The following is a 12,641-nucleotide window of genomic DNA, read 5'->3' on the forward strand; positions in this document are numbered from 1 at the left end:
CCCGGATTGCATCTGGCGATGCAATCCAACCTCTTCCTTCGGGAGAGGTGAACGGAGATCGCGGCTGCTCTTCAACCGAACCAAACCTATCGTGCTCTCAGGATGGACAGTCGCGACGGCGGCTGTGGCGTGTTGCTCGAGCCGAGCTAAGCCGCGCCGGCCTGCTGCCTCTCCTCAGGCGCGAGGAACCTCCGCTCGAAGTCCGCTGATGGCATCGGCTTGCCGAAATGATAGCCCTGGCCCTGCTCGCAGCCGAGCCGGAGCAGGAAGTCGGCGGTGGCCTGGTTCTCGATGCCCTCGGCGATGACCGACAATCCGAGCTGCTTGCTGAGGCTCACCGTCGAGCCGACGATCGCCGCGTCGTCGGACTCCGTCAGCACGTCACGGACGAAGGAGCGGTCGATCTTGAGGCCGTCGAGCGGAAACTTCTTGAGATAGCTGAGGCTCGCATAGCCGGTGCCGAAATCGTCGAACACCAGGCTGACCCCGAGCGCCTGCAGGCGGTTGAAGGTCTGCAGCACGCCGGGCTCGTCATGCAGCAGGATGTCCTCGGTGACTTCGAGCTCGAGCAGGCCGGGCGACAGCCCGGTCACGGTGAGCAGCTTGCCGACGAAGGCCGCGAGGTCGCCGACCTGGAATTGCGAGGGCGACAGGTTGACGCCGACACGGATCTCGTGGCCCGCGAGCTGCCACTCTCGCGCCTGCCGGCACGCCGTCGCCATCACCCATGTGGCAACCGCTTCCGACAGCGGCGAGGTGTTGACGACCGGGATGAAGTCGCCTGGCGGCACCAGGCCGCGGGTCGGATGCCGCCAGCGGATCAATGCCTCGGCGCCGATCACGCGCCCGCTCAGGAGATCCACCTGGGGCTGGTAGAACAGCTCGAATTCGCGCCGCTCGACCGCGAGCGCAAGCTCGGCCTCGAGCGTCAGCCGCTGCTCGAGCTGCTGGCGGATCGCGCTCTCGAAGATCACGTGGCTGCCGCGCACATCGGTCTTGGCGCGGCACAGTGCAAGGTGGGCGTTGCTGAGCAGCTCGTCCGCGGTCTGGCCGCCGTCGGGATGAACCGCAACGCCGAGGCTGATCTTGACGCGCTGCTGCCGGCCCTGGGCCTCCAGCGGCGCATCGAACAGCCGCGCGAGATGTTCGGCGAGCTCGGCCACCGTGCCGCCGATCGCGGAGCAGGGGATGGCGATGGCAAACTCGTCGCCGCTAAGACGGGCGACGCGGCCCATCCTGCCGATCTCGGCGCGTAGCCGCTCGGCCGCCGCGCGCAGCACGCTGTCGCCGAAGCTGTGGCCCAGCATATCGTTGATGTGCTGGAAGCCGTCGAGGCCGATCACCAGCAGCACCACTTGATCGGACGCGGCGTCGGCCGTCTCGATCATCGCCGTGAGCTCGGTCTGCAGCGTGTTGCGATTGATCAGGCCGGTCAGCGTGTCGTGCTCGGCGAGGTATCGGATGCGCTCCGCCTCGCGCTTGCGCTGGGAGATGTCGCGCAGGATCACGCCATATTGCAGGCCGTCGGCGCCCTGCCAGGCCGAGACGCTGGCCTCGACCGGAAACACCTCGCCGTCCTTGCGGCGGCCGTCGAACTCGACGGTGGCGCCGCCGGGCAGCAAGGTGGCGGGCAGCGCCGCCTCTTCGCGCGGGAATAGCTCGTCGGCGGTGCCATCGGCGCGCAGACGCGCAAAGGCCTGGCCGACGATCTCGTCGGCGCTGTAGCCAAAGATCGCGACCGCGCCGGGATTCCACACCGTGATCCGCTTGTCCTGATCGGTGCAGACCAGGCCGTCGCCGATCGACATCGCGATCCGCTCGAACCGGCTTTCGGCGACATGCCGCAACAGGCCGCGGAAGTCGATCTCGTCGAGCGCTGTGGCCACGAGATAGGCGACCAGCGCGATCTGCAGCAGGGAGCTGTCGAGCACCAGCGCGTAGCGGTCGTGCAGCAGCAGCGCGATCGCCTCGATGCCGATGCTGATCAGCACGATCAGCGCGCTCCGCCGCGCTGCCGAGAGTCGTCGCCAGCCGGCGAGCATCATCGCCACGATCAGCAGCAGGGCGGCGACGGTCGCCACCGTCGTGGTCTTGAGCAAAGTGCGATGCTGAAGGATCGATTCCGCCGCCAGCGCCTGCAGCACGACACCGGGCAGCACGCGCCCGTTCGGCACGCTGTAGTAATCGCCGAGCTCGATCGCGGTCGCGCCGACGATCACGCGCTTGCCCTTGATCGCGGCGAGCGCGTCTGCGTTGCCGCGGAGCACGTCGACATAGGAGACTTTCGGCAGCGACGACGGATCGATGCCGTAGTCGATCAGGAAGGCACTGTCCTTGACCGTATTGCTGCCGGCGAGGAACGCTCCGAAGGTTTGCACGAAGGTCTTGTCATGACCGTACTCGCAATATTCGCCGAAGGTGTAGCTCCTGACACGGCCGTCACGGGCCACCTCCACGTTAACCAGTGCGGACCAGGCCAGTTGCTCGAATTGCGGCAAGGGCCGGTTGATGTGGAGCGCGGTGCCCCGCTGCGTCGCGTCGAGCTGCCGGAAGGCCGGCAGCACGACCGTGCTCGTCGCAGCCCTCAACGCGTCCTGAAAGGCCCGGTCGGCCGCTGCGTCCGAAGGAGAGCTGAAGTCCACGTCGAAGGCGACGTCGCGCGCGCCGGCGCGCTGCAACTGGTCGAGCAGGCGCGCATGCGTGGTGCGCGGCCAGGGCCAGATGCCGAGCGCCTCGATCGAGCGCGGATCGATCGTCACCACCGCGATCTCGCCGCTCGCGGGATGCTTGTTCAACCGGAAGCGCAGATCGACGAGCGCGTTGCCGAGCAGCTCGTAGCAGCCGGACAGGCCCACCGTGAGCAGCGCAACGACGACCAGGATATGCGGCATGAACCGCCTGAACATTCCCCCTCCCGCCTGTTCGCGGCCCGGCTTGGCACCCGGCGTCCGCGATCCCGGATTCATTGTTGTCTCCCCGTCTGCGGGGCGTGGATGCGCCCCGACAGGTCTGCTTGCATGACGACGACGGCGTTCTGCGAAGCCTCAATCCTTGCTGTGGCCGTAGGCATGACCCCGACCGCGGCCGTTGCCATGGTCGTCGTCGCCGCTTCCACTGTTGCCGTTGCCGTTGTTGCCCTTGCCACTATTGCCGTTGTTGCCAGCGTCGCCGTGATTGCCGTTTCCGCCGTTGCCGTTGCCGTTGTTGCCGCCTCCGTTCGAGGCCGCAATGCTGAGGCCGGCAGCGCCGTTCGTGCCCGCGTTGCTTGCCGACGCGCTCGGCGAGCCCACTGCGGCCGTCACAGCGGCAGCCAGAGAGGAGGCCCCGCTTGCGCCGTTGCTGATCGAATTGCCGCTGTTGCCTCTCGCGTCGGTCCAGGCGGTGCTGCGTCCCGCGCCGTTGGCTGATGTATTTGCGCCATGCGCGAGGCCGCGCGTCGCCTTGTGAATGTTAAGGTTGACCTCGCCGATCGCGCTCGAGATCCGCACCACGTTCGGCCGCGCGGCAACAGAGGTCGTCGCGGAACGCTGCGCCGGCAGCGCCGATGCGCCGGACCGGACCGGGGAGGCATTGGCGTTGAGCGCGTGGATCACGCCGCCCTTGACCTCGCGCGGGGCATGCAGCCCGTCGCGCGGCACCGGGACACGATCGAGCGTCGGCGTGCGCGGACGGCCCTGCTCGATCGGCATGAACGTGCCGCTGCCGGACAGGCTGAGCCCGGACCGGCCGTTGGCGAAGGTGGTCGCGGCCTGTCCCGGCAGGACCTGGGCGATCTGTCCGCTCTTGAAGTCCGCGACCTGCACCTGGCCACGGCTGACCTCGACCTTGGCGGTGCGGGCAGAGATCGTGACGCTGAACTGCGTGCCTTTCACGACGGCGGCGAGAAAGGGCGTCTCGACCTCGAAATGCTGCACATTGCGCTTCTCGACATCGAGCAGGATGGAGCCCGCGCGCTGCAGGATCGTCGTCGCCATGCCGTCCTTGGCCTCGGCGGGGAGGCCGACCTCGGAGTTCGGCGCGATCACCATGGTCTCGGCGCCGCGCGTGAGCCGCACGCGTCCGTTGGGGCCGGTGCGGATCGTATCGCCGGGCTTCAGCGCCTCCTCGCGGCCGAGCGACACCTGCGCGGCTCCCTGCGTGGTGACCCAGACGTCACCGGAGGATTTGCTGACCAGCCACGGCTCCCCGTCGGCGGCGATTGCGGCAGGCGCTGCGCCGACAAGGCACGCGGCGATCAGTCCCGAGATCAGGAGGTGCTTGGATGACATGGCACGAACTCGCGTCATTGGCGGCCTTTGAAACTAATCCAAATCCTTCAAGAGACCCTTAGGAGTTGCAGCCGCCTTTCCTTCACCCGTTTACGCTTCATTGACCTTAACAAATTAAGAACGAAGCATGGGTCGCTGTTGTGTCAGAGGTGCTGGGAGGTCTGCGGAGCGGCGCGCGAAGGCGACCGCGCCGTGCGGCTTGCGCGTGCTCGGCGGCGCCGCGGCCGGGGTTTCTCTGCTCGCAGCCTTGCTCACGAGCACCGCCCATGCGCAGCAGGTCGGCCAGCCGAGCTTCGATCCGCGGCAGACCGAGAAGTATTTCGACGAGCAGTCGCGGTCCGCGCAGCCGGCACCGCCGCGTCCGCGTGCGCCTCAATTCGGCACGCAGGGTGGAGGCGATCATAAGCCTTTGTTCACCCTGCGCGGCGTCACCTTGACGGGAACCTCGGCGCTTTCGGCCGAGCAGCTTGCGGCGGCCTATCAGCCTTACATCGGCAAGCCGGTCTCGCAGGCCGACCTCGCCGCCATCGCGTCGGCGATCAGCGATCGATATCGCGCCGCCGGGTTCCATCTCAGCCGGGCGATCATTCCGCCGCAGGACATCAGCAACGGCCGGGTGCGGATCCAGGTCATCGAGGGCAGCATCACCGAGGTGACGCTGAAGGGCGAGGGCGCGGAGGAGTTCGGCATCCGGCCGATGCTGGATCCCGTGCTGGCCGAGCAGCCGTCGCGGCTCGCCACCCTGGAACGCCAGCTGATGCTGATCAACAGCCGCGGCGGCGTGCGCCTGGTCGATTCCGCGCTGGAGGAGATCGGCGGCGCCACCGGCCGTTTCCGTCTCGTGCTCGAGCTCAAGACCTGGCACGTCTACGGCTCCGCGGGTCTCGACAATCTGGGCTCGTCGACCGTCGGCCCCTGGCAGAGCTACGCCACGGCGGCGTTCAACTCGTATCTGCTGCCGGGCGACACGCTCACCGCCAATTTCTCGACCACGCCCGGCGATCCGCGCCAGCTCATGTTCGGGCGGCTGTCCTATGACGTGCCGGTCGGCATCGACGGCGTCCATGTCGGCGCGTCGGCGCTGTACAGCGAGGTGCGGCCGGGCGACATCAGGCGGCTGTTCAACGACAACACCGTGACCGAGACGGTCGAGCTACGCGGCGGCTTCGCGCCGATCCAGTCGCAGGCCGCCTCGTTGAACCTGACGGTCGCGGCCGCCTTCAGCGACGTCACCGAGCGCGACGTGTTCGGCATCTGGTATCGCGATCGCATCCGGACGCTGACCTTCACCGGCGATTATCGCTGGAAGGACGATCTCGGCGGCGACAGCTATTTGACGCTCGCTTATCGCCAGGGGCTCAACGCGTTCGGCGCAACGCCGGCCGGCGACGTCATGGCCTCGCGGCCCGGCGCGTCGCCGAGCTTCGCGATCGTCAACGGCTGGTTCACGCGCTACCAGACGCTCACGGATGCGTGGTCGCTGAAGATCGCCGCCGCCGGCCAGCTCGCCTCGGGGCCGCTTTACAACTCGCAGCAATTCTATCTCGGCGGCCTGTCCTATGGCCGCGGCTATGGCAGCGCCGAGATCAGCGGCGACAATGCGGTTGCCGGCACGTTCGAGGTTCGCTTCGAGCAGAAGCCGGACTGGACCTATCTGAAGAGCTATCAGCTCTACAGCTTCTTCGATGCCGGGCTCGCCTGGAATGACGGCTTTCGTCCGTCGGACGGCGTGGCGCTGACGTCGGCCGGAGGCGGCGTGCGCTTCACCTTCCCCAACGATTGGCGCGCCGATCTCGGCGTCGCCGTCCCGCTCGGCTACCGCGCCCCCGACAACACCCCGCGCAGCGCCCGCTTCCTGCTGTCGCTGTCGAGCGTGCTCAAGCTGTGCCCGCAGCGCGGGCAGGGGCCGTGCATCTGAGAAGTTGCGGGGGGCGGGGATCTGCCTCTTCTAAAGACGGCCTTCGATTTGTGCGCGGGAGCAATATCTGGCAAGCTACCGCTGAACGTGAGGTCGCCGCTATGAACACGCTCACTTTTGATGACTATTGGCTCGGCTATCTTGCCGGCCATGCCCGTCGATTAACGCGCGTTTTCCATTATTTCGGGCTGTTTTTCGGGCAGCTGCTCGGCCTCTTTTTGTCATTCTACGTCGCTTGGTGGCTGGCGCTGATCGTTTGCCCGTCAAGCTACATGATCGCCTATTTCAGTCATGAGCTCGTTGAAGGCAACAGCAACAAGCCCTACGCGACAAGACCAGTTTGGAGCGTCGTGAGCTTTTTTCGAATGCTTGCGCTTGAGCTCACAGGACGACTGAACACCCAAATCGTTCGGCTGACGCCTGCGCATTTTGCGGCGGAGCATCCGTGACGCAGCTGATCGCGTTGCTCATGGGGGCGTTTCTTGCGGTCGCGGTTGCATTCCATGTTTACTGGGGGATTGGGGGCCAGTACGGTCGGAATGTAGCTGTGCCGCAGCGTGAGGACGAGACCCCGCTATTTGAGCCAACGGCGACTGCGACGCTGGCGGTCGCAGCCGTCCTTTCCGTCGTGCTCGTGGCGCTGGTTGTCTATGTCATGCGCGTCAATGTGTTGCTACCGCGTGGCCTGCTTCGATCAGCCATGGCTTTGTTCGCGGTGATATTCCTTGGGCGTGGATTGAGTTGGCACCCCTATGTCGGACTATTCAAGGCGGTCCGAACGACGAGCTTCGCCCGCAATGACACCCGCTTCTACAGCCCGGGCTGTATCGCCACTGGGCTGGGCTTTCTTTTTCTGGCATGGGAGGGCTGACGGCCAGTCGGAATGGCCATCGCTTCCGGTGTCGGCTTGGGGCCAACAAGAGACGCCGCTATGAGAATGATTGTTTTCACCGTCCTGCTGCTCGGTGCCCTCATTCAATTCGGCCCTGCCACAGCCGAAGACGGCTTCCCAGCCGCCGAGTGGCAGCGCGTCAGCCCGGCAGAATTGGGCTGGTCGGAGGCCGGATTGGCCGAGGCGCGCTCGTTTTCGGATCAGATCCGCTCGAGCGCGGTCATGATCGTTCAGCATGGAAAGGCCGTGGCGGAGTGGGGCGATACGACGAAGCCCATGGAGCTCGCATCCATCCGCAAGAGCCTGCTCAGCGCCCTGATCGGCATCGCGGTGTCGGATCACCTGATCAATCTCGACAGCACGCTCGGCGAGCTCGGCATCGACGATCATCCGCCTGGCTTGAGCGCGATCGAGAAGGGCGCGACAGTGCGCGAGCTCCTCGAAGCGCGGTCCGGAGTCTACCACGCGGCGCTGTACGAGACGCCGGACATGGCCAGGATGAGACCGCCGCGCGGCAGCCATCCGCCCGGCACCTTCTGGTATTACAAGAATTGGGACTTCAACACGCTCGGCACGATCTACGAGCACGCAACCGGCACCGGGATCTTCGAGGCGCTCGACCAGAAGATCGCCAGGCCGATCGGCATGCAGGACTACCGGCCACAGGATGGCAGCTACGTCCGCGGCGAAGCGTCGATGCACCCCGCTTATGCGATCCGCATGAGCGCACGGGACTTGGCGCGCTTTGCGCTGCTCTATCTGCACAAGGGCGATTGGGCCGGACGGCAGATCGTGCCGCAGGCGTGGGTGGAAGAGAGCACGCGCAGCTATTCGAGGGCGACGTTCGGGTTCGGCTATGGCTATCTCTGGTGGATCGGCTTCATGAGCAGTGCCATGGCGCCGACGGTGAATCTGCCCGAGGGCAGCTTTTTGGCCCAAGGGGCCGGCGGCCAATTCGCCCTGGTCGTGCCCGCACTCGACCTCGTCGTAGTGCATCGCGTCGACCGCGACTTGCCCTACACCGAGCCGTCGATGCGGAGCATGGGCAGGCTGTTCTGGCTGATCCTCAAGGCTGGCGGCTATGATCCCGGCCCTGATGCCTCGCTCCGCGCAGCGACCGGCGAGCGACCGACGGGTGAGACCCTGGCCACGACATTCAAGGGCAAGACGATCAGCTTCGGTGCCAAGCTCACAAATGGTCCGTTCACGATGCGCTTCGAGCCCGACGGAAGGATGACCTATCCGCACTGGGACCAGTCCCTTGGACCCGAAGCCGGGACATGGACGGTCGCGGACGACAAGCTCTGTCTCGTGGTCTCGGAGGCCAGACGCCGCTGCTACATTCCGGTTCTGAACGGTGAGCAGATCGAATTGTTCGACCAGCTTGGCGTCATGCAGATCGCGGGCGTGGCGCTGCCTCAGTAAGCTGCGTGTGGCTATCTTTCCGATGGCTTACTTTCGGCAGAAAACCTTGGTGGTAGCGGCGAAGACAAGACAATCATGGCGACGGGCCGTCGCCGACCAATCGCTTTGACATAAAGACACGGCTTGTACCCGCTGGCAGGCAGGGAATCTCGCCGAAGCGTTTCCATCCAAGGCGAGCGTAAAAAGCTGGAGCCTGAAAGCTGATTGTATAAAGCACGGCTGAAATACAACCGCGCCGTTGTCCCTCTTGCTCGAACGTTTGAAGAATTGAAGTCCCAAGACCAGTCCGCCGATGCTCTGGAACAATGTAAAACAGATCCAGGAACAACAGTCCGAGGGATGATCTGCCGAGAGCGCCCCCGATGATTGCGTCTGTCGTAGGATTTCGGGCGATAACAGCGAGAGGCAAACGGTCGCTGTAGCCCGTAACTTCGTCATTAAAAGCATTGAGCCCGCCGCCGACTGCGCTCTCAATGTCCGCAGTGATGTGGTCTGTAACGACGATACTGGCCTTAATCATCCTATCTATCCCTTCACCGATCGGTCCAGCCACTTATGGTCTAAAGCTGCCAGAACTCTGCTGACAGGGTTGTGGCAGCAGGTCCGAGATGGGGCAAAGGCAGATTTTGTCGTGGAATCAAAATCGACTATGACGAGTAGTATTTAATGGTTGCTCGCGAATGAAATCTGCTCAGGGCTACCGCGTTTTTCAAGCCTGCTGTAGATCGATAAGCAACCCATTCTGTGGAGGATTTCGTGAACGTTCGCATCGCGCTGCTCGCCGTTGTTGTCTCATGTATTGCAACTCCCGCATCCGCGCAATCACCACGCCTGCCGCCAATTCCACCATCGAACTACGACGATGCCCAAAGAAAAGCTGCTGCGGAATTTAAGGCAGCGATCAAGCGGCCGCCATATGGCCCTTTCGAAAAGATGATGTATAGCCCCGAAGTGATGATCGCCGCCCGGGAGATGGGAAGCTATCTACGCCGCAAATCAGCCATCGGCGCCACCTTGAGCGAGTTGGTAATTCTCGTCGCCGCCCGCGAATGGTCGCAGGATTTTGAATGGAGTTCGCATGCCCCTATCGCTCTAGAGGTCGGTATCGCCAAGGAGACTGTTGACGCAATCGGAGATGGTCGTCGCCCTCAAGGCATGAGCACCGACGAAGAGATTTGTTACGACTTCACAGTCGAAATTCTGCGAAACAAGCGCGTATCGGACGCGACCTATGACCGGGCGAGATCTCGCTTCGGAGACAAGGGTATCCTCGATCTCGCGGCGATCAGTGGTTATTACACCTTCATAGCAACGATACTGAACACCGCCCGAGTGCCGGCCAAAGAGAAGCTACCTCGCTTCCCCGATTGAGCCAATTCGAAAACACGAATGAACCCGCCACTGCTATGTGCCTGAGGACAAGACCTGCTCTTAGCGTTGTACGGCTAGCTCGCAAGTCTGAGATCTCAGCCTTGATGGCGTACACGACCGGAGATCTCGTTCCGTTACGCGATAAGACAACGATAGTGGTCGCAAATGACGTTCGTGACGGGCTAAAAGCGGCCTAGCCGCGGCTGACAACTTCCAGTTGCACCCCGGCAGCAGACATCGCGGGTGCCAAGCGGAAGGTCCAAAATTGTGAAGGGTTTCGGACGCCGGTCGCCGGAATATGCCGCGCCGTTAATGCGGCCGGCATCCGAAACCCTTCACAATTTTGGAATATGCGATTCAATCAAGCCACTTCCGATCTATCACCAACAGCGAACACTCGGCGGCGCGGGCTGACGGAGCCTCAGTCCCGAGCTGTTTTGCCGTTCTGAGTTTGATCGCCAGCCATAACTTGCTCGCTTGTTCGATAGGCAGGTCGCCAGGTCCCGACTTAGGCAAGCGGATTTGGGTGCTGATCGACCTTGCCTAACCTCGTCAGGCGAAAGCCGGGTTCGATCAAAGCCCCCGGAGCAATGACGGCGTTCGCGCCAATTCGGACGTTATCTCCAATCAGCGCGCCGAACTTGTCGACACCGGTGTCGATAACGCTTTCCTGCCAGACGATCCTGATGCGCTTGTCGTCCATCTCGTTGCGATAATTCGCAACGATGGCGCCCGCCTCGATGTTGACGCCGGCGCCGATGATGGAGTCGCCGACAAAACTCAGATGCGCCACTTTGGAGGCGCAAAACATGATGGTCGTCTTGAGCTCGCATGCCGGCCCGACAATGCATTCCTCTCCGAGGAATATGCCGCCGCGCAGATATGCGCTTGCCGCCACGAACGATCCGGGCCCGAGGATTGCGGGGCCTTTGATGATCGCGCCGGGCTCGATCGTCGCGGATTCATGGACCGCCGTATCGCCTTCAAATGCGTAGCCGGAACCGAGTCCGGCTATCATTGAGCGAATGAGTTCGGAGGCCTGGGTGGTGATCTGCCACGGCTCCAATCCGTGCCGTGCGAAGCTGCTCGAATGCCATGAGGCGACGAAAGCGCTTGGATCGATCATGGAATGGAGTCTCGCGTGACCGCGCGGCTGAAATCCTCGGCGAATGCGAGGTCGGAAAACACCTTATGCAGGTTTACCGGTCTCGTCCACGTCGCCAAGATCAGCCAGCGTGCGGGTGACGAAAGTTTTCGCTACATGTCAAAGGGGCTGGCTCGAGTCCGGTTTGGGTCAAAGTCTTGTGCGGTTGACAGCCGATGCAGCGAGACTCTTCACACAAGGCTGCGCAGCGGCCTCCCCAATGGGAGGATAAACGAGACCGCGCCCGGCGCTCGGGTCGATCTTGTGGATCAGACCTAAACCGGCTTGCCCGAGCCGTGGAACAGCCGGCCCTTCTCCGTGATCAGCACGATGGCGAGCGCGGTCGCGGTGCAGGCGAGGAAGCCGGTGGCGAATGGCAGCGGCGTGCCGTCGAAGGCCTGGCCGACGAGGGCGCCCGCGGCCATGCCGAGCAGGGTGGTGATCGAGCCGTAGAGCGAGGAGGCTGTGCCGGCATTGGCGCGCTGCGGCTCCATCGCCAGCGCGGTGAAGTTCGCGAACATCAGGCCGAACGAGAACATCATCCCGGCCGACAAGGTCATGAACAGCCACAGCGGCAGCTGACCGAGCATCGCGGCGCTGAAGCAGATCAGCGCGATGACGACGCTGCCGACCAGCGCGCCATGCGAGATCATCCGCATGCCGAGCCGGCCGACCAGCCGGGCATTGAGGAAGCCGGCGACCGCGATGGTCACGGCGATGGCGGCGAAGGCCAGCGGGAAATAGTGGCCGAGCCCGTAGAAGACGGTGAACAGCTGCTGCGACGACAGCACATAGCCGAGCACGGCGCCGAAGATGCCGCTCGCGGCCAGCGCGTAGCCGAGCGTCTGCCGGTTGGTCAGCGTGGCGCGGAACGCGCCGCTGATCGCGGCCACCGAGAACGGCTTGCGCTCGGTCTCCGGCAGCGTCTCGGGCAGGCGGGCCATCGTCCAGAGCAGCGCGATGATGCCGTAGACGGTCAACACGACGAAGATGCCGCGCCACTGCGTCAGCAGCATCACGGCCTGGCCGAAGGCCGGCGCGATCACGGGGATGGCGATGAACACCATCATCGCCAGCGACACCACGCTCGCCATGCGGCGGCCGGCATAGCAGTCGCGCACGATCGAGGTCGCGATCACGCGCGTGGCGGCGGTGCCGAGCCCTTCCAGCGCGCGCGCCAGCAGCAGCGTCTCGAACGACGGCGCGGCGATCGCGAGCAGGCTGGCGATGACGTACAGCACCATGCCGCCGAGCAGCACCGGACGGCGGCCGAAACTGTCGGACAGGGGACCGATCGCGAACTGGCCGAGGCCGAAGCCGATGATGAAGGCCGACAGCACCATCTGAACCCGGTTGGCCGAGCCGATGTGGAACGCCGAGCCGATCTCCGGAAGCGCCGGCAGCATCATGTCCATGGCCAGCGGGTTCAGCGCCATGATCGCGGCAATGACGATCACGAACTCGGTGAAGGCCATCGGCCGGTGGCGGACGATCTCGATGGTGTCGGCACTGGTATCAGCCAAGGCGCGGGCCTTCCGTCATATGTCTGGGCAGAGGGGGTGACGCTGATCTGTATCGTACGTGTTGCGATGCACAAGGCGCGTTTCGGAATGGCTGCTCATC

At 64.1% G+C, this 12,641-nt stretch carries 10 protein-coding genes; 5 read left to right on the forward strand and 5 right to left on the reverse strand.

Annotated features, from left to right (window positions below):
• Window positions 1-146 precede the first annotated feature (146 nt).
• Together ACVILH_RS15355 and ACVILH_RS15360 are read right to left on the reverse strand one after the other, a co-directional pair.
• A complete protein-coding gene (locus tag ACVILH_RS15355) occupies window positions 147-2,906 on the reverse strand; it encodes an EAL domain-containing protein (protein WP_456713641.1) in 2,760 nt (919 codons plus the stop codon).
• A 138-nt stretch (window positions 2,907-3,044) separates the two neighbouring features.
• Entirely contained in the window at window positions 3,045-4,268 is a 1,224-nt protein-coding gene (locus tag ACVILH_RS15360; protein WP_456713642.1) for a FecR domain-containing protein, read from the reverse strand.
• A gap of 127 nt (window positions 4,269-4,395) precedes the next feature.
• On the opposite strand from ACVILH_RS15360, the gene ACVILH_RS15365 reads away from it, so the two are divergent.
• The 4 genes from ACVILH_RS15365 to ACVILH_RS15380 all read left to right on the forward strand — a co-directional run bounded on the left by ACVILH_RS15365 (window position 4,396) and on the right by ACVILH_RS15380 (window position 8,503).
• Window positions 4,396-6,186 (forward strand): ShlB/FhaC/HecB family hemolysin secretion/activation protein, encoded by a 1,791-nt coding sequence (locus ACVILH_RS15365; RefSeq protein WP_456713643.1) that lies wholly within the window; start codon window positions 4,396-4,398, stop codon window positions 6,184-6,186.
• Between the two features lie 101 nt (window positions 6,187-6,287).
• Window positions 6,288-6,635 carry an Mpo1-like protein gene (locus ACVILH_RS15370; RefSeq protein WP_456713644.1) on the forward strand — a complete coding sequence of 116 codons (348 nt, stop codon included), beginning with the start codon at window positions 6,288-6,290 and terminating at the stop codon, window positions 6,633-6,635.
• Entirely contained in the window at window positions 6,632-7,057 is a 426-nt protein-coding gene (locus ACVILH_RS15375; RefSeq protein ID WP_456713645.1) for a DUF3995 domain-containing protein, read from the forward strand. Before ACVILH_RS15370 ends, ACVILH_RS15375 begins: the two co-directional genes overlap by 4 nt.
• A gap of 60 nt (window positions 7,058-7,117) precedes the next feature.
• Window positions 7,118-8,503 (forward strand): serine hydrolase domain-containing protein, encoded by a 1,386-nt coding sequence (locus ACVILH_RS15380; protein ID WP_456713646.1) that lies wholly within the window; start codon window positions 7,118-7,120, stop codon window positions 8,501-8,503.
• A 73-nt stretch (window positions 8,504-8,576) separates the two neighbouring features.
• Here ACVILH_RS15380 and ACVILH_RS15385 read toward each other — a convergent pair whose 3' ends face one another.
• Window positions 8,577-9,023: a GNAT family N-acetyltransferase gene (locus ACVILH_RS15385; protein ID WP_456713647.1), complete on the reverse strand. Its 447-nt coding sequence runs from the start codon at window positions 9,021-9,023 to the stop codon at window positions 8,577-8,579.
• Between the two features lie 236 nt (window positions 9,024-9,259).
• Here ACVILH_RS15385 and ACVILH_RS15390 point away from each other — a divergent pair, with 236 nt between their 5' ends.
• A complete protein-coding gene (locus ACVILH_RS15390; RefSeq protein ID WP_456713648.1) occupies window positions 9,260-9,874 on the forward strand; it encodes a carboxymuconolactone decarboxylase family protein in 615 nt (204 codons plus the stop codon).
• A gap of 508 nt (window positions 9,875-10,382) precedes the next feature.
• On the opposite strand, the gene ACVILH_RS15395 is transcribed toward ACVILH_RS15390, so the two are convergent.
• Together ACVILH_RS15395 and ACVILH_RS15400 are read right to left on the reverse strand one after the other, a co-directional pair.
• A complete protein-coding gene (locus ACVILH_RS15395; protein WP_456713649.1) occupies window positions 10,383-11,000 on the reverse strand; it encodes an LpxA family transferase in 618 nt (205 codons plus the stop codon).
• A gap of 293 nt (window positions 11,001-11,293) precedes the next feature.
• Complete coding sequence (locus tag ACVILH_RS15400) at window positions 11,294-12,541, reverse strand: multidrug effflux MFS transporter (RefSeq protein WP_456713650.1); 1,248 nt, start codon at window positions 12,539-12,541, stop codon at window positions 11,294-11,296.
• Between the last annotated feature and the right edge of the window lie 100 nt (window positions 12,542-12,641).

The sequence above is a fragment of the Bradyrhizobium sp. USDA 4353 genome (assembly GCF_054063215.1).

Excerpts from the sequence above, each read along its gene's own strand:
- ACVILH_RS15355 (WP_456713641.1), bottom strand. The coding sequence starts at position 2,906 with ATGTTCAGGCGGTTCATGCCGCATATCCTGGTCGTCGTTGCGCTGCTC.
- ACVILH_RS15360 (WP_456713642.1), bottom strand. The coding sequence starts at position 4,268 with ATGTCATCCAAGCACCTCCTGATCTCGGGACTGATCGCCGCGTGCCTT.
- ACVILH_RS15365 (WP_456713643.1), top strand. The coding sequence starts at position 4,396 with ATGGGTCGCTGTTGTGTCAGAGGTGCTGGGAGGTCTGCGGAGCGGCGC.
- ACVILH_RS15370 (WP_456713644.1), top strand. The coding sequence starts at position 6,288 with ATGAACACGCTCACTTTTGATGACTATTGGCTCGGCTATCTTGCCGGC.
- ACVILH_RS15380 (WP_456713646.1), top strand. The coding sequence starts at position 7,118 with ATGAGAATGATTGTTTTCACCGTCCTGCTGCTCGGTGCCCTCATTCAA.
- ACVILH_RS15385 (WP_456713647.1), bottom strand. The coding sequence starts at position 9,023 with ATGATTAAGGCCAGTATCGTCGTTACAGACCACATCACTGCGGACATT.
- ACVILH_RS15395 (WP_456713649.1), bottom strand. The coding sequence starts at position 11,000 with ATGATCGATCCAAGCGCTTTCGTCGCCTCATGGCATTCGAGCAGCTTC.